Source organism: Spirosoma migulaei (assembly GCF_054776855.1).
Genome location: NZ_BAAHBG010000005.1, coordinates 560922 through 577910 on the forward strand (window position 1 = coordinate 560922; position 16989 = coordinate 577910).

Here is a 16989-nt window from a genome sequence, read left to right on the forward strand (position 1 = left end):
CACACCCGCATATTGGTCCGTTTTCTGGGAGACTTTTTCCAGATAAGCCAACTGATCTCCCCATCGCGTGTTTGGCGTCGTTTCCGTTTTGTCTTCAACGAGGTCGTAAAAATTAGCGGGATTGCTAATGGCTAGCCCCATTGGAAACGCTGGCCCCTGAAAGGCCGATGCAATGACGGAGCCAATCTGAATGGCTAGTGGGTCGGGCATGGTTTCGGTGGGGTATTTCTCTGGAAAGCCCGGAAACGAGTCGTTCAGGTAGCGTCCGGCCCAGCCGGTATTCAGGATTTTATCGGAGTCGGAGCCGGTCATCCAGATATCGGTGGCCCGGAAATGGGAGAAATTTGGCTTGGGGTAGCTAACTGACTGAACAATACCGGCTTTCCCGTCATTGAACAACTGCTGAATGTCGGACAGGGCAGGGTGCAGAGCCGTTGCATCAAATCCATTCAGTTTTAAGATTTTGGTCTGCGGCAATGCAATATTGGGCCGGGCAGCCTGATAAGCGCCATACTGGTCGACAGGAATAACCGTGTTTAGTCCATCATTACCACCTACCAACTGAATAAGCACCAGTACCCGATCCGTCGGTATATCATGCCCAATAGCGGGCATTAACGATGACTGGGCCATAGCCCGAACCGAATAGCCATTCAGGAACTGGGGTAACATGACCCCAGCCATGGCCGTATGTTTTAGGAAGTTTCGGCGTTGCATAAAAAAGGAGGAAAGGGAGTAGCGGGAGGAAGGGGACGAAAAGGGTTTGTTCATTCTCCCTTTCATCCCCTTCCTCCCGCTACTCCTTATGTTAGTTGATACTGAGGCAAATTCATCAGGTATTTGTACAGGCTTTTTAACTTCTTTGTTACGTTGGTTTTATTAGCTGCATCATCGGGCGTGACAGTCAGGTTTTGCCAGGCCTGCGTCCAGTAGTGATCCGACATGCCGCCCTGTAAGCCTGATAGCAAAATGCTGGTTTTGATATATTGCTTGTCTTTATCCGGCAACTCAATAGCATAGAGTCGCCGGACGGCATCATCAATAAGTGCCACCGGATCGGCAGGATTAGGCAGGGATTGCGTGAAGGCAATTACATCGATCATTAACTTTTTTCCATTACGGCCAATGTTGCCGTTGGTCATGTTGTCCGAAAATACATTGCGTTTGGGGAGCGTATCGGAGTTTACCCAGAGTTTATCGAACATGGGTTCCTGATAATAAGCGGGCCAACCGGCTACATTCGGTGGATCTCCGATATTCTGTTGCATGCTGGCGGTTTGGTTCTGGATGGCTAACCACAACCCATACTGATCGGTATAGTTTGTGGCGTCGGGGAATGTGATCCCATATTCCCGGCAAAGCCCCACGGTATAATCGAGCGGACTTTTAATGAGGGCTCCCCGATTGGTTGCGGCAAAAAAATGCTGGCTCCCTAACAAGTCACGCAGCACCGGTTTGATCTCGTAGTTGTTTTTTCGAAAAACGGCCGCCAGAGGTGTAATAACAGTTGCTTCGGTATCGGTGTCGATCTGATGATAGACGAAATACCGGTAGAGTTTTCGGCAGATAAAGCGTGCTACTTCGTCCTGCGCAAAAATCAGGGTGAGCAGATCGTCCAGTTCCTGTTCACCTTCTGGACCTCGTCGGCCCTTGATTGTTGTGTTCTGATAAAAGTCCGAAAACACTTTATCACTACTATCATGCCGACCGGGATCAAACAGACTAACAAACGTAGTGGTATCATTCCGAAAGCCGGTCAAGACTTTGGCGGCTGCTTTTACATCCGCTTCGGTATAGTGCGAGCCGGGTCCTTTCCCCACGGTAAACAACTCCTGCAATTCGCGACCGTAATTTTCGTCGGGTGCTTTTTTGTTGTTGGATGTACCGTTCAGGTATTTCAGCATGGCGGGGTCTTTCGTCATGGCCTTTACCAGGTCTTTGAAATTGCCCAGCGCGTGCGTACGGATCAATGCGTTATTCCGGTAGCACATCAGAGCATTGTCAACCATGTTAGTCTCCGTAACGAAATGATTGTGCCAGAATACTACCATCTTTTCGCGGAGAGTAGGGGTTTGATTCAGCATCAGTCCCAGCCACCACGCTTTGAACGAGTTTTTCCGCCGACCGTTATTCATGCCATCATAGTTAATGGATGTTGTCCAGGTTTCGCCGGGCATGATTTCATCATCGGTGAATTTATCATCGTTGTAGTTATTGATAGGTGGGGTAGGGGCGGGCTCATCGGCCAGCAATTCGTTGAGAGCCTTGCGGAGCGAGAGCGTCTGTATATGCGAAACGTCGTCGGGTTTCGCTCCGAACATTGTCCGTCGGAGCAGATGTTTTACGTCGTCAGCCGTCCATTTAGCCCGAAACGGCTCAAGTTGAACCTGGGTGTCTGTGTTTTCCATACCGTTGATTCATGGTAGTTAACAATACCTCAGCTACCTGTTTAACTCGAAATGGAGCGAACCGGCTCGCTTTTAACAGAAGTTTAACGAAAACGTACGCTCAACCAACCATCCCGTTCGCTCAACCATCCTTAGTTTCCTGCCACTCATCAAGTCGGCTAACCGTTCCAGTAGTTTGTAATGCATAGTACCATCTATAGCCTATACCTTTGATTCATTAATCGGGAACAATCCTGCTAAACGGTAAACAACAACATAAAACATAAACATCATGAAAACGCTTATCAAATCACTCGCATTCGCTCTTACACTGGGTTTTGTTACATCGGCCGCATCGTTCGCTGAAACTAATCCAGGTGGTCGTCCATCGTCTGAAGGTTCCTACCAATCGGCCATCTACACAACGAATAGTGGTAAACTTAGCATTGCACTGGATAAGCAAGCCGGTAGTGCTGTAGACATTCGCTTTACGAATACAGCCGGTGAAGTTTTATACAGCAAACACCTGGGTAAAAACGAAAGCAAATACCGCACCCGACTGAATCTGAGTGATTTGCCCGATGGCGTTTATCAGGTAGAGATTACAAGCGGTATTGAAAAAACGATGCATAGCGTAACAATCTCTACCCAACAACCACAAGCGCCTAGTCGTGTTATCGCGATGAAGTAATAAAGGCCACATGTTTACACAAAAAAGCCGACCCTGACGAAGCAGGGTCGGCTTTTTTGTGTAAACATAGGTGGTGACTAGACCGATTCGGTGTAGTCATTCACTAACAAATTGACGTTTATACGCTAATTATCTTTATGTAGTATTCGGTTATCTAAATGCTGTAAAAATGATGATTTAGTAATATTAAAATAACATTAAAGAAACGTAGGGGTACTCTCTTTGTGGTCGGAAATTTTACTTATCTGCCGCATGAAAAAATACCTACTTTTTGCCATTTGGCTGTTTCTCTTTTCGTTCTACTTCATCAGTAAAATAGCAGCACAAACTACCCAGGCTTCCATTTCCGGGGTTATTTCAGAAAAGCAAAAATCACCCTTGCCGGGGGCTACCGTTCAGGTTCGAAACGAATCGACCGGATTTACAACTGGAACGGTAACGAATGCAAAGGGCGAATACTCATTTAAGGAATTACCATTGGGCGGGCCTTATACAGTACTCGCTACATTTGTTGGATTTGGCAATCAGGAACGAACAGGCTATGCTCTGAATCAGGGCGATGCTATCCGGGTAAACCTCAACATGGAGGAGAATGGCCAGACTCTTGAGGTTGTCCAGGTAGTGGCCTCTGGTCTCAAAAACAAAGTTGAAAATCTGGGAGCCGCCACTGCCATTTCGGCTAAGTCAATTGCTTCTCTTCCGGTCAACGGACGAAATTTTACGTCCTTAATGGACTTGTCCCCATTAAGTAGAGGAGGTAACATTTCAGGGCAGCTTGGGTCATCAACCAACTACACCATTGATGGTATGAATGCCAAAAACCCGACTTCTGCGGGGGCAACCACGAGCCGAAGCGGTGCGCCTTACTCGATTTCTATCGAAGCCGTTCGGGAATTTAAAGTGGTTACCAACCAGTACGATGTTATTTACGGACGTAGTGGCGGGGGTACCGTGAGCGCAGTTACAAAAGCAGGTACTAACAAATTGAGTGGCAGTATATTCAATTATACGCGCGCCAATTGGCTGTCAAGCCCGTATGATATCCGGGGGAACGATCGCAAAATCAACTTTTCAACCAATCAGTTTGGTTTTTCGCTGGGTGGTCCTCTTATCAAGGATAAACTACATTATTTTCTCGTTTGGGATCACCAGCAGGACTCGCGCCCGCTGATTATTGCAGACGTGCAGTCTGCCGCTGATGAGACCCGGTTCAATGTAACCAGAGCTACCCTCGACAGATTTGTGGACATTGCCCGGACTAAATACGGAACTGCCAGTACACCCCAGTATGGTTCATTTGATAAGCCCCGGAGTTCTGATGCCGCTTTTGCCCGGATCGACTGGCAGATCAATCGGAATAACCTGCTGACGATTCGAAATAACTACACCCGGGATTTGAACAAGCTTGGGCTGGTTGATAATACGACCATCAACATCTACGAATCGACGGGAAATGATTTTAACTGGGATAACAGTCTATTGGCTACGCTGCGTACCTCGTTGACGCCAAAGGTTACGAACGAACTGAAACTTCAACACCTGTACACCTACCAGAAAAGTAGCCCTGGCGATCAATTACCAGCGGCTAATATTCCCAGAGCTATTGTGGAAGGGGTTACATCAACGATTGCTGGTGCCACCCGGTCTACAAACATCCAGATGGGAGGCCACCGGTTTGCGCAGGAGGGTTTTGATAATAATGTGCTGCAACTGGTTGATAATCTGTATTATAATACGGACAAAATCCAGTACACATTTGGCCTTGACCTGATGTATACGCGGGCTCACTCGTTGTACGGTAGTGAAGTAAACGGTCGATTCCACTATACCGTCGATGCCGCTGCCGGGCTGACGGCCCTGGATAAGTTTGAGAAACTACAGCCCTACCGCTATTACCGGGAGGTGCCGCTGGTAGCCGACCCCAGTGTTGTTGGTAAAACCCTGAATGCTGGACTTTACGGTCAAATGAGCACGAAACTGGCGCTGGGCCTGGAGATGACGGCTGGCTTACGTTTCGACTACGCTCACTATCCATCGTCTCCTTTGAATCAACTGGTATTTGATGAGCTTAAACTTCGCACCGACAATAAACTTAAATCCTTTGTTGTGCAACCGCGCTTGCAGTTAACCTGGGATGTCAATGAAAATCATACGGATTTTGTTCGTTTCGGGGCGGGGGTATTTGCTTCCGATATCAACAACTATGTGGTTATCAATAACCTTACGTTCGATGGGAAACACCTGGCTACGGTAGATGTCCGGGCACCAAATATCCCAACGCCTGATTTCGCAGCCTATCGGGCTAACTACAACAGCATTCCATCACTGGATGCTTTTCAACTCCCTACCATTAACATGACCGGGGCCGATGCCCGCACACCTGTTCTGTACAAAGCCAACCTCTCGTATAGCCGTTACCTGACCGATAAGTTAAAAGTGGGTATTGCTGGATACGCTAGTCTGGCTCGTCATAACTACATGTATGTCGATCGGAACATGGTGACCGATCCATTTTTTCGATTGGCCAATGAAGACAATCGGGGGGTGTATGTGCCACTAAGCACAATGCCAACAAACGGTGCAGGTGACTGGCTGCAGGGGCGTATTAGTCAGAAACTAGGCCGGGTATTGGAGCTGAACAGCCAGGGGAAAGTTAATCAGTTTGCCCTCGTTGCCGACGCTACCTACCAGTACTATAAAGATGCTGAGTTTTCGGTAAGCTATACCTGGAATGATACGAAAGACAATACATCGTTCAACGGAAACGTAGCCAATACGGCTACGCTGTCTTTACCTGTTAAAGACGACCCACGGGACCTTACTAAAATGTCGTACTCTGATAATCAGTTCCGTCATAAGGTTGTCTTCTACGGTACCTTACCCAGCTTCCTGGGTATTACGGTGGGCATTCGGTATTCGGGAATTGGCGGAACGCGGTATACGTTATTATCGGGTGCCAACAGCAATGCCGATTTCGTTGCCGGAACGAATGACCTGGCCTTTATTTTCGACAGAAATAGTGAAGCAGTTCCTGCTAATGTAAAAACAGGGTTACAGGCCATTCTGGATAATCCCGACGCGAGTCAGAGTATCAAGAATTATATCAATGCTTACTCGGGTAAAATTGCGGAGCGGAATGGAGGCATCAACGGCTTTTATGGCATATTCGATATCCGGGCCAGCAAACGTTTTCGATTGTATAAAACGCACACCCTTGAGCTATCGGCAGATGTGTTCAACTTTGCCAACCTGCTGAATAAGACCTGGGGTGCCAATAAGTCGTTGGGTACCCAGGCGTTATATGCATTGGGTATTCCAGCCACATCAACTACCCCGGCTATTGCCGGATTTGATAAGACGAATCAACAGTTTGTATACCGGGTAAATACGGCAGGTGTGGTAACGCCATCGGGTGATCCGTATCAACTTCAACTGGGTGCCCGTTATAGTTTTTAAGAATCCACCCCGATCAGACCATGAAAAATATAAGCGTATTGGGGTTGCTGTTGTGTTCGCAGGTGCTGATGGCTCAACCCAAATTGGATCGTCAGGGGCACCGGGGTTGCCGGGGGCTCATGCCAGAAAATACCATTCCGGCAATGAAAAAAGCGCTCGACCTGGGTGTTCAAACACTGGAGTTGGATGTCGTGATCTCGAAAGACAAACAGGTGGTTGTATCGCATGATACGTATATGTCGGCAGACATCGCGCTGAAACCAGACGGCAAGCCGGTTACGGCTGAGGAGCAGAAGCAGCTTAATTTGTATCAGCTGACGTACGCCGAGATAAAGAAGTTCGATGTAGGTAGTAAACCGCATCCTCAGTTCGGGCAGCAGCAGAAATTCCCGGCCTACAAACCGCTGCTTGCCAACCTGATCGACTCGGTGAATACCTACGCCAAAGCGAAAGGGATACCCTTGCCGCTATTCAATATCGAGATTAAGTCAATGCCGACTACGGATGGGGTGTATCATCCGGAACCAAAGGAATTTGTCGAGCTGGTACTGACGGTTTGCAAAGCTAAGAACTTGGGTAAGCAACTGACTATCCAATCGTTCGATGTTCGTCCGTTGCAGTTGATCCACAAGCAATCGCCTGAAATTCCTCTGTCTTACCTGACGGCCAACTCCAAATCACTGGCTGATAATTTAGCTACATTGGGTTTCACTCCGCATGCGTACAGTCCATACTACAAAACGGTAACCGCAGAGGTTGTAAAAGCCTGCCATCAGCAAGGTATGGTAATTATTCCCTGGACAGTAAACAGCAAAGTTGACATAGACAGCCTCATCCAGTTAGGTGTCGACGGTATCATTTCAGATTACCCTAATTTGTTTCTGTAAAACAGAATTCGCTCAGGGTTATGGTGTTTCGTTTGTTCTTCTGATAATAGAATGCTTGAGAGTCATTCAATCGTCGGAAGAACAAACGTAGTTAAAATACTCCCGGCCTTCCTACCAGCAATCGGCTGATGGGTCGGTAGTCGGTAAACTCAATATCGGGGGCCACGTAGCCAGGTTTTATTGGTTCTTCCTTAACTAGATCGGTGCTGAGGTATTTTTTGTTGCTATCGCACAGAATGGTCACGACGCGGGCATCGGGGCCCATTTCGCGCTGAAGATTGATCGCGCCAATCAGGTTCGCACCCGATGAAATTCCGACGGCTACGCCCAATTGAATCGCCAGTTTTTGCGCAACCAAAATCGAATCGCCATCGTTGGCCTGCACTACTTTGTCCAGCTCATCCAGCTTCAGAATATCCGGGATGAATTCATCGAAAAAGCCCTGAATCCGGTGCGTTCCGGTTTTATAGCCTACCGATAACGTTGGCGATTCGGCAGGTTCGAGTGGGTGAATCCGAATGTCGGGTTTGCGTGATTTTAGGTAACGTCCTACGCCCATCACAGTACCGCCGGTACCAACACCGGCCACAAAAGCATCGGGAGTAATATCAACACCTTGCAATTGCAGCCAGATTTCTTTGCCGGTTGTCAGGCGGTGGGCTTCGGCGTTGTATTTGTTGGCAAACTGGCGGGGTAAAAACACATTCGGGTCGCTGGCGGCTAATTCCTCCGACCGGCGAATGGCACCCATAAAACCGCCTTCTTCTTTCGTAAACAGAACAATATCGGCTCCCAGGCTTCGAATAATATCAATCCGTTCCTGGCTGATACCGGCGGGCATAATGATCGTAACGGGGTGCCCCAACGCCCGACCTACTGCCGAAAACGCAATGCCCGAACTACCGCTGGTGGCTTCTACGATGCGGTCGCCGGGTTTGATATGGCCCTCCCGATACGCCTGATGGAGCACATGAAGCGCCATCCGGTCTTTCATGCTGCCTGTCAGGTTGTAGTGTTCGCATTTGACATAGAGCGAACGCGGCTGTCCCCGGTCGGTATAGAAGAGTTCCAGCATGGGCGTGTTGCCCACCAAATGCCAGAGGTGTTCAAATTTTTCCTGAATGGCCGGTTTGATGCCGGCATCGGTAGATGAAGTCATGTCGATTAATAGGAAGAAAGGCGCTGTTACAGAGAAAAACTGTAGAGGACTTTAGTTGTCATGATCGGGTAAAAGTAAAGATCGGTTTTCGTTTCTGACATACTAAAACCATTTTATTCACTGTCGACTGGTTTGTTTTACAACGATTTGCTATCAGTTTGTATCTATGCACTGAAACTGATTCTCAACGATGAAACGTCTACTCGCCCTTGCCTGCCTATTGGTCTTGGTTGGCTGTGATCTATTTGACCGGAGTTATAGCGCAGGGCTCTTTCCGGAGACACCCGCTAATCTTGGTGATATCAACTCCCCGTATGACGATTATAATTCCACCAGCCATGTCGTAGGAAACGTAATCGCATTCATTTTTTCCTCAAAGCGGGGTGGCCGATCTGATTTTAATCTGATTCACGAATCACTTAATACGTGGTTTGATCTTAAAACCGGGAAATTTACGCTTGACAATCATCCATATGGAGGCTGGGATGTTGTGGCAGAGCAAAACCCCTTAACCTGGGCTGCGGGGGTAGTTAATTCATCTGCTAATGAACTTGGACCCTATATACGATCGTACGATCACGATTTATTGCCTGCCTCGGCCTATCACTCGCACTATGGCGAATATTTAATGTTCTTCGCGTCAGACCGGGGTGGTAAGCTGGATATCTACCTGTCGCATAATTATCAGGACTCCGCGAAATCTGTAGCTGGTTTATCAAGCCCGGTGAGTAATAAGCAATTTGTGGAGCCCGTATTGGTTCCGTTTTTAAATTCATCAGCCGATGATGCCTATCCAAGCTTTGACCAGATGTATAGGTCCATCTACTTCACATCGAACAGGGAAGGCTCATTTGATATTTATAGGGCCACACTCCCAGCTATATCGCCCCTAGAACTACACACCAGGTTACCGGCTTTAACGAATGTGCCCATCGAGCGTGTACCCGAGTTATCAACGGAGGCTGATGATAAATGCCCATTTATTAGTGGGAATACGTTAGTATTCACCTCAAACCGACCGGGCGGATATGGTGGATACGATTTGTATTACAGTAAATGGGATAGTGATCACTGGTCAGCACCGGTTAATTTTGGTAAAGCTATCAACACTTCTTCCGACGAGTATCGACCAATTTTATGTCCTGTTGAGGGATTCAGCAATCAGCTGATGGTTTTCTCCTCCAATCGGCCGGGAGGGAAAGGTGGCTTTGATTTATACAGCGTAGGTGTACCGAAATAACCAGCAAAAATCAGGGCTTGGCCACCAGGAGTTACCCCAATTTCTTGCCCAACTCTTCACCCCGACTGTTTTTAGCGACAATTTTGCCACCGGGCCCAATCAGAATAACAACGTCGAAAACGATAGATACGTGAAACCATTAAAATCGATAGGCTCCCGTAATTCCGGCGCTCGAAGAGTTGAACCCCGCCTGAAAACTGTACAGGCTTGAACCATTGCCAAAGGAGCCACTGGCGGTGATGGACGGAATCAATTCTGCACTGAGGTACCATTTCGGATTAAAATTGTACTGTGCACCCAATACGAAGCCTACGCCAACAGAAGGCGTAACAATTAAAAGATTGCTGCCTGTGTAGGTAGTTGTACCGCCATTTCCATCACTAATGGTCAAATTTCCGGTGCTGGACGAATTTAGCCCTATGCTGGCGATTAACTCAGTGCCATACACAAACTGAAGTTTATCATTGATGGGTCTGCGCTTTTCTTTACCAATAGCACCTCCTGCTGAGAACCCGATCAGTGAATTGCTACCGATGAAATTTGCACTTAGATTGCCAAAAGCCAGTCGATAACGCCGGTACGTATTTTCGCTGAGTTGCTTTTTGTAAATGAGACCTATATTGTCGAAGCTGCTGATTCGTAGGCCAATTTCACGAGTAGGAGCGTTCTGAGCGTATACTGAAGAAGTGCCTAACAGGAATAAGAGTGGTAGAATAGAAACAAGTTTCATAGTTTGAAAAGAACATGTATAACGTTTTTCAAATGTATTAAAGAACGATTAAAATTGGATTGATTTTTGAAAAAATAATCTTGGACTTAGTGCAAAACACAAATAAGGGCCTTTGCGCCCTTATTTGTGTTTTAGAAGTTTGCTATGTAGCTGCCAGAAATTATGGCTTCGGCTCGCCTTTCGACGTACTTCCACTAGCTGGTGCCAGCGAATTGATCCAGGCGGCAATCTTCAGCGCATCGGCTCTAGGAACCTGTGGCATAGGAGGCATTTCGGTAGCATAGTCGGGCCAATTGTGTGGCTTGGGGCTGTAGATCAAGTCCACAATCTGGTCGTTAGTATACTTACGCTTGGCTACTTCCGAGAAAGCGGGTCCCACCTGTCGTTTGTTGGCTTGATGGCAGGCCGAACACGTGTTGCGATTAAGCAAGCCTTTTACTTCTTCATAGGTCGGGGCTTTTGCCATCGTTACGGCCTGACCTTCTACCAGTTTCGGCTTACCACCTGTAACAGGCTTACCACCTGCTTTGGCTGGTGCTTTCTTGCTTGTTTCTGTAGTTGCTGACGTTGTCGAGGCTGGTGCCGGAGCCGCTGCTGAATTCTTCGTGCTTACCTCACTCATGGCTAATTTTTCGCCATCGGGAATGTTATTGAGCGTGTAGTAGGCAATCGGGTGAACGAGTGAGTATGATCCTGTGGCACCCCGAACGCCATCCAGCGTTAGTTGGTGGATGTAGTATTTGCGTAGGTCGCCAACGATCAACCGGGCTTTCAGGCCATCCGCCGAAACCTTCACCCCTTTGAGGGGTAGCGCTTCTTTGTTGATGGTTGGGCTACCGTAAACCGCATGGTATTTGTACAAAAAGCTCTCCACTCGGTACGACGCCAAATCCTCTGCCGACTTGCGGTCAACCGGGCTTGTAAATTCGACTTCGAAACCGTCGGGCATGGCTTTCACCGTGCGCATTTCAAAAGGGATGGCACCGTTCCAGGCCAGCCGTTGCAGTCCTTCATTCGCATCACCGGCCGAACCCCAGCCCCGGTTGGTTTCGCCAACAAACAGTGAACCATCTTTCGCGAAGGCCATCCGCAACACACCCGATCGGAACCCATTTCGGAATTCGATGGCCCCGCCCTGGTATTCACCATTCACTTTTTCCATAAACACACGCGAGATTTTACTCATACCCTGATCGCCAACCAGCAACTGGCCTGAAAATGGCCCGAAAGCTCCCTGCGGAATTTCCAGAATTTCGGAGTTCGAAATACCCAGAATACCGTGGGGCAACCAAACGGCAGGCGTCTGAATCTCTGCATTCGGGAACTGCTCTTTCATGGCGTAAAGCAGGTTCGGCGTTTCGTTGACTACGTTTTCGGGTTTAATGGCACGACCATTTTCATCCCGGCGACGCCGTTCATCAACTTTAGCCGTAAACTGTTCCGTTGTCAGTTTAACGGGTGAGTTGGCCATACCCGACCAGCGCAATCCGGCGGGGTGACCCACAAAAGCGCCTTTCTTTACATGCACAACACCACCCGAGCCCATCCAGTCGCCCTGATTATCGGCGTAGAAGAGTTCACCATCGAAGATGCCCAAGCCACAAGGAGAACGCATACCGGTAGCCCAGGGCTGCATGGTGCCATTTTCGCTGATTTTCATAGTCCAACCGCGCCAGGGAACCCGGCTCTCACCCCGCCACCATTCTTCATCACCAAAGGCTACGTTGCCCGTTACGAAGAAATTGCCATCGGGAGCGATCTTGGGTCCGAAGCTATACTCATGGTAATGCCCCGACAGTGGCCAGGCATACACCGTCTCGAACACATCGGCCTTACCATCCTGATTGGAGTCGATCATTTTGGTCAACTCGCCACGCTGCGCGCAGTAAAGAGCCCCATCTTTATAAGTCAAGCCTAGAATCTCGTGCAAACCCGACGCGAACTTGCGGAAGAAAGGCTTACGGCTCGTGGGGTTCTCCACAATCCAGACATCGCCACGACGCGTTGCTACGCCCAGATCTCCGTTCGGCAATACGGTCATACCGCCGACTTCGAGCAGGGTGCCTTCGGGCGCGGTTACTTTCAGAATCTTGAAAAAATCTTCCTCCTTCGGCGATTCCTGCGCCATAACCGCCGTGAGGGTGGCTATCGTAAAGAGGGTTGTGAGTATCTTTTTCATAATGATGTATCAATGAATAATGGATAATGAGCAATGGATAATGTGTTTTATGTCAGTGGACATTATTCATTATACATTGGCCATTATCCATTTAAAATAGTATCGAATAGGTCAACTTCCCCTTTACTGGCACAATTAACTCCTGCCGTCCGTTGGCGTCCCGAATGGTGGGTTTCGCGCCAGCTACGTCGTCGATCCGAATGTATTCCTGGCCATCGACCAGATACATGCCATTTTCCATTGCCGTGATGCTTGTGCCGCTGATCAGACGAGCGTAAAGATCGCTGGCTGGATTGGTTACGGTCACTTCGCGCTGAATACCTTTGCCCTCGCCCAATACCCGAATTTTATCTTCGATTGATGCCCCATAACTCTGGTAACGGAAGGTTGGGCGATCGCTATCGTCTAGTACGTAGCCTTTCGGGTGGTATGAAGAGCCGGTTGTATCGGCAATCCAGTTGGCTTGTGGGGAAGCGAGTTTACTCAGAAACAAGACAGGAGCACCCAGGCGCTGCACCATCCCCATTGGGCGCGACGAACCATCGCCCCTCTCGTGCCACATGGGTGTAGCGTCCAGAAATGCGCCACGCCAGACTTGCACTAAAGCCCCCTTATCGAGATCGTAGGTATAATGAATTTGCTCAGGGCTGCCCACCGAAATGGCATGGGTTACACGTAATGTTCTCCCTTGGGTGTTTTTTTCGCCCGGCATATCCATAAAGCTGCGGAGGATTGTGTTCGTTGGTGCATCCACCATAATTGGGTCCACTTCTTCGCCAGTACCACCAGGACCGTCACTAATGACGTACTCGCGGATACCAGGACCTGCTACTGTAAGGCCTAGTGCGGGTTGCGCCCAATCAACAAATTTGGCGTAGAGCAGCTCAAACGGCAGATCACCTTTAGGCAAGGTTGCTTTACCACTGGCGTTCCATTCGCCGGGAGCAATGACCGATTGGTTATTGATTTTCATCATACCCCCACCGCCTGGAACGCCGAGGTTGAAGCGGTATTCGCCGGGTTCCGAAACGCGTAGCGTGCCGGTATAGCGAATCAGAAACTCATTCGGAATACGACTAACCGATGCTGACAACACCGTAGAAGTACCTTCTGATTCAGGAGCCGTTTTGTCGTATTCAGGCTCCTTCTGAAACTTGCCTTTATACACGGCATATTTCAAGTTCATTAATTCGGGCCGGGGTTTGTCGTAGGTGACGTAGCGGATGTTTCGGATCGCTACCGCGCCATGATCGCCCTGAATACGGAGTGGGCCAAGGGCTTTTTCATCGGCAAAGGCAGAGCCACGGGTCGGGCCTGTCAGTTCCACATCTTCCTGAATAATGACGCCGTTCAACTCAACCCGAATCACACGGCCATTTTCGGTCTTTTGGCCGTTTGCGTTAAACCGTGGAGCCTGAAACGAGATTTTCATGTGCTGCCATAAGCCGGGTGCACGACTAGCGTTCTGGCGTGCCGCATGCCCTTCGTAGCCTTTATGGCCTTCGGGCCGTTTTTCGTCCCAGCGCTCGTAAACGCCCCCATTGTCATGTACATTGGGCGTGCGTATTTCCCAACTGTCGCGTAACTGGATTTCATAACGCCCTTGCAGATATACCCCTGAATTTGACTTCGAGGCCATCATGTAATCTAATTCCAGGTCGACATCCCCATGCTGTAACGTTGTAAAGAGATCGTATTTATAGGGATTTTTAGGATCGGCCGTGGGATGGGCCAGGGGAATGTTGGCCAGCACACCGGTGCCTTTGTCGGTAAGCAGCGTGTTCTCTTTGTTGAGATCAGCCCGGACGCTGCCAACAATACGCCAGTTGGGCGTTGGGTTTGAGAAGGCACTTAAATCGTTGAGAGGGAGCGTAACACCAGGCATGGGAGCGGGTTGGGCTATTGCCAGTCCGATACCAATTGCCAAGCTTACGCCGAGCAGCCCGCTAAAGCGAGCTGACATAGGTAGATTTACCATATAAGCTATCATGAGTTTGAAGGGCGAAAGTTACATTTTTTCCCTATAAAAGACTGCTGATTGACAGTTAGACTTATATTTGGGCGTTTTACCCGAGAATGCATTAACCCGCGTAAATTTCTACATAATTTTTTATGAAAAACGTACATGTATCGCTTGCTATCTGTGTTGGTTTAGCGAGTCTTGCCATCACCAATCAGGCTGTGGCCCAAACTGACCCCAGCAAACAAACTCCCCAGTCGACCGAAATTTGGGAGCCGGTCCCACCCGTTATTACCCCTGGTACTGTAACTGCCAATACATCCGGTACAACTCCGCCTTCTGATGCTATTGTGCTGTTCGATGGTAAAAACACAGATGAATGGGTAGCCATCAAAGGCTATTCGCCCGCTAACTGGGAAAAAACCAACGAAGGTCCGCTAAAATGGCCCGTAACGGATGGGGTGATGTATTCGACCAAAGGATTCTCGGCTCGTTCGAAAAAAGAGTTCAACGATTTTCAACTGCACCTGGAGTTTAAAACGCCTGAAAAAGTGGAAGGTACTAGCCAGGGCCGCGGTAATAGTGGTGTTTTTTTACAGGGGCGCTATGAGCTACAGGTACTGGATAACTATAACAATCCAACGTACGTAGATGGCATGGTTGGATCGATTTACAAGCAGTCTATTCCATTGGCCAATCCTAGCCGCAAACCCGGTGAGTGGCAAACGTATGATGTTATTTATCAGGCCCCTAAATTCAACAAAGCGGGTATGATGACCGACTATGCATACGTAACGGTGTTGCTCAACGGAATAATCGTGCAGAACCACGCTGCCATTCGGGGTACTACGGAGTACATTGGTTATCCAAAAGTACAACCACACGGCGCCGGTCCAATTCTGCTGCAGGATCACGGCAACCCAGTTGGTTTCCGGAACATCTGGATTCGGGAGTTATAGGCATTGACCGCTTACGAACAACGATTGAGCCTCCGGCAAATAGCCGGGGGCTTTTTTGTATCATTGTACTTACGGGCTTAGCTCGTGTTTAGGTAACTAACAACAATCATTTTTCTTACGGGCTAAAGCCCGTAGGTAGATAAAATTATGCGCTTCTTTACTCTGTTTGCTTTCCTGATCGCTGTCTCTACCGCCTGCTCCACAACCACTGTTTATATTGTTCGTCATGGCGAAAAGGTGAACGAAACGGACACAACGAACCTTAGTCCGGCGGGTTATGCACGGGCAACCGCATTAGCCGAAACGTTGGGGAATCGGCACATTGATTCCATTTTCTCAACCCCTTATCGGCGTACCCGACAAACGGTTCTGCCATTGGCCCAGCGGTTAGGTATTCAGGTGGTCGATTATCCTGCGAAACCTACGGAGGCTATTGTTAATCGGGTTGGCGTTAGTACAAACAAAACGGTGCTGGTGGTAGGTCATAGCAACACGATTTTGGAAATCGCTAAAGGGTTAGGCGCCCAGCCTACCCTAACCAAAATTGAGGCTGGTGATTTTGATAACTTATTGCAGGTGAAGATTCGACGTGGGCTATTCCGAAAATCTGTTACGATTTCGCAGACGACTTATGGCCAGATGACACCTCCTTAGGTGACTCATCCATCTTATATACCGTCTCATACGCTGTTTACCTCAAATCATACAAATGCAGTATTGACGAAGGTAGGGCGTTACTCTACCTTTGTTTTGTACGCAAGCCTTGTTTGTACGCAAGCCTTGTAAGTCCCAGACTTTTAGATAATTCTAATGAAGTACCTATTCCTGACACTATTTTTTAGTTGGCTTATAGCAAATCAACTTGTTGCGCAGGGTATCCGGGCGGCTGGCGACAAGATGCCGAACGTTCGTAAAACGGCTACCACTAGTACACCGGTTACCTACAAGTTGCGCCAGATTGTGGTAGGCAGTGGGGGCGGATTTACAAGCGCTTCGGCAACCTATTATTTGCTGGAGAATGGGAAACTCTATGGCCGACGCAACCGTGATACGGTTTATACATTCATCGGCCAGCAAACGGCGGCTAATACGAAGCGGGTGTTTACATCAGTTGAAGTGAACTGTAAAATCAAAACGACCAAATTCGATAACCCCGGCAATATCTATAAGTTTGTTCAATGGCGAAAAGGTAAACTGAATTATAAAGTTGCCTGGGGCGCTGTAAACAAGACAAAAACTGTTCCTGCTAATTACCCCAAAGTCTACGACTCGTTCATGGCCATGATCCCGGCTTCGTTGCGCTTGAAATAGAAAACTGTTTTTGGTATATGGTTTGAGGTT

13 protein-coding genes are annotated in these 16989 nt (G+C 48.5%); 7 read left to right on the forward strand and 6 right to left on the reverse strand.

Annotation, left to right across the window (positions count from 1 at the left end; genetic code table 11):
* Both ACYVGO_RS07875 and ACYVGO_RS07880 read right to left on the reverse strand, forming a co-directional pair.
* Positions 1-717, reverse strand: a 717-nt coding sequence (locus tag ACYVGO_RS07875; protein WP_460968796.1) for a DUF1501 domain-containing protein, incomplete at its 3' end; no start/stop codon positions are given.
* A gap of 86 nt (positions 718-803) precedes the next feature.
* Complete coding sequence (locus ACYVGO_RS07880; protein ID WP_460968797.1) at positions 804-2408, reverse strand: DUF1800 domain-containing protein; 1605 nt, start codon at positions 2406-2408, stop codon at positions 804-806.
* Positions 2409-2679: 271 nt separating this feature from the next.
* Between ACYVGO_RS07880 and ACYVGO_RS07885 the strand changes: the two genes are divergently transcribed.
* The 3 genes from ACYVGO_RS07885 to ACYVGO_RS07895 all read left to right on the forward strand — a co-directional run bounded on the left by ACYVGO_RS07885 (position 2680) and on the right by ACYVGO_RS07895 (position 7421).
* Complete coding sequence (locus ACYVGO_RS07885; RefSeq protein WP_460968798.1) at positions 2680-3078, forward strand: T9SS type A sorting domain-containing protein; 399 nt, start codon at positions 2680-2682, stop codon at positions 3076-3078.
* Positions 3079-3330: 252 nt separating this feature from the next.
* Positions 3331-6534 (forward strand): TonB-dependent receptor, encoded by a 3204-nt coding sequence (locus ACYVGO_RS07890; RefSeq protein ID WP_460968799.1) that lies wholly within the window; start codon positions 3331-3333, stop codon positions 6532-6534.
* A gap of 20 nt (positions 6535-6554) precedes the next feature.
* Entirely contained in the window at positions 6555-7421 is an 867-nt protein-coding gene (locus tag ACYVGO_RS07895; protein WP_460968800.1) for a glycerophosphodiester phosphodiesterase, read from the forward strand.
* Positions 7422-7512: 91 nt separating this feature from the next.
* Here the strand turns inward: ACYVGO_RS07895 and ACYVGO_RS07900 are convergent, their stop codons facing one another.
* On the reverse strand, positions 7513-8580 hold the full coding sequence (locus ACYVGO_RS07900; RefSeq protein ID WP_460968801.1) for a PLP-dependent cysteine synthase family protein: 1068 nt from the start codon (positions 8578-8580) through the stop codon (positions 7513-7515).
* A 190-nt stretch (positions 8581-8770) separates the two neighbouring features.
* Between ACYVGO_RS07900 and ACYVGO_RS07905 the strand changes: the two genes are divergently transcribed.
* On the forward strand, positions 8771-9820 hold the full coding sequence (locus tag ACYVGO_RS07905) for a hypothetical protein (RefSeq protein ID WP_460968802.1): 1050 nt from the start codon (positions 8771-8773) through the stop codon (positions 9818-9820).
* Between the two features lie 139 nt (positions 9821-9959).
* Here the strand turns inward: ACYVGO_RS07905 and ACYVGO_RS07910 are convergent, their stop codons facing one another.
* The 3 genes from ACYVGO_RS07910 to ACYVGO_RS07920 form a co-directional block, all read right to left on the reverse strand.
* Positions 9960-10550, reverse strand: coding sequence for a hypothetical protein (locus tag ACYVGO_RS07910; protein WP_460968803.1), 591 nt, complete (start codon positions 10548-10550; stop codon positions 9960-9962).
* A 160-nt stretch (positions 10551-10710) separates the two neighbouring features.
* Positions 10711-12729 (reverse strand): c-type cytochrome, encoded by a 2019-nt coding sequence (locus ACYVGO_RS07915; protein WP_142775798.1) that lies wholly within the window; start codon positions 12727-12729, stop codon positions 10711-10713.
* Between the two features lie 91 nt (positions 12730-12820).
* Positions 12821-14707 carry a family 16 glycoside hydrolase gene (locus tag ACYVGO_RS07920; protein ID WP_460968804.1) on the reverse strand — a complete coding sequence of 629 codons (1887 nt, stop codon included), beginning with the start codon at positions 14705-14707 and terminating at the stop codon, positions 12821-12823.
* A 134-nt stretch (positions 14708-14841) separates the two neighbouring features.
* Between ACYVGO_RS07920 and ACYVGO_RS07925 the strand changes: the two genes are divergently transcribed.
* From ACYVGO_RS07925 to ACYVGO_RS07935, 3 genes are all read left to right on the forward strand, one after another.
* Positions 14842-15648 carry a 3-keto-disaccharide hydrolase gene (locus ACYVGO_RS07925; protein WP_460968805.1) on the forward strand — a complete coding sequence of 269 codons (807 nt, stop codon included), beginning with the start codon at positions 14842-14844 and terminating at the stop codon, positions 15646-15648.
* A 147-nt stretch (positions 15649-15795) separates the two neighbouring features.
* On the forward strand, positions 15796-16302 hold the full coding sequence (locus ACYVGO_RS07930; protein WP_460968806.1) for a SixA phosphatase family protein: 507 nt from the start codon (positions 15796-15798) through the stop codon (positions 16300-16302).
* Between the two features lie 156 nt (positions 16303-16458).
* The gene (locus ACYVGO_RS07935; protein ID WP_460968807.1) at positions 16459-16959 is read left to right on the forward strand and encodes an FAD-binding oxidoreductase; all 501 of its coding nucleotides are present in this window, start codon (positions 16459-16461) and stop codon (positions 16957-16959) included.
* Positions 16960-16989 lie beyond the last annotated feature (30 nt).

Coding starts and splice junctions, on each gene's coding strand:
- ACYVGO_RS07880 (WP_460968797.1), bottom strand. CDS start 2,408: ATGGAAAACACAGACACCCAGGTTCAACTTGAGCCGTTTCGGGCTAAA.
- ACYVGO_RS07885 (WP_460968798.1), top strand. CDS start 2,680: ATGAAAACGCTTATCAAATCACTCGCATTCGCTCTTACACTGGGTTTT.
- ACYVGO_RS07890 (WP_460968799.1), top strand. CDS start 3,331: ATGAAAAAATACCTACTTTTTGCCATTTGGCTGTTTCTCTTTTCGTTC.
- ACYVGO_RS07895 (WP_460968800.1), top strand. CDS start 6,555: ATGAAAAATATAAGCGTATTGGGGTTGCTGTTGTGTTCGCAGGTGCTG.
- ACYVGO_RS07900 (WP_460968801.1), bottom strand. CDS start 8,580: ATGACTTCATCTACCGATGCCGGCATCAAACCGGCCATTCAGGAAAAA.
- ACYVGO_RS07905 (WP_460968802.1), top strand. CDS start 8,771: ATGAAACGTCTACTCGCCCTTGCCTGCCTATTGGTCTTGGTTGGCTGT.
- ACYVGO_RS07910 (WP_460968803.1), bottom strand. CDS start 10,550: ATGAAACTTGTTTCTATTCTACCACTCTTATTCCTGTTAGGCACTTCT.
- ACYVGO_RS07915 (WP_142775798.1), bottom strand. CDS start 12,729: ATGAAAAAGATACTCACAACCCTCTTTACGATAGCCACCCTCACGGCG.
- ACYVGO_RS07920 (WP_460968804.1), bottom strand. CDS start 14,707: ATGGTAAATCTACCTATGTCAGCTCGCTTTAGCGGGCTGCTCGGCGTA.
- ACYVGO_RS07925 (WP_460968805.1), top strand. CDS start 14,842: ATGAAAAACGTACATGTATCGCTTGCTATCTGTGTTGGTTTAGCGAGT.
- ACYVGO_RS07930 (WP_460968806.1), top strand. CDS start 15,796: ATGCGCTTCTTTACTCTGTTTGCTTTCCTGATCGCTGTCTCTACCGCC.
- ACYVGO_RS07935 (WP_460968807.1), top strand. CDS start 16,459: ATGAAGTACCTATTCCTGACACTATTTTTTAGTTGGCTTATAGCAAAT.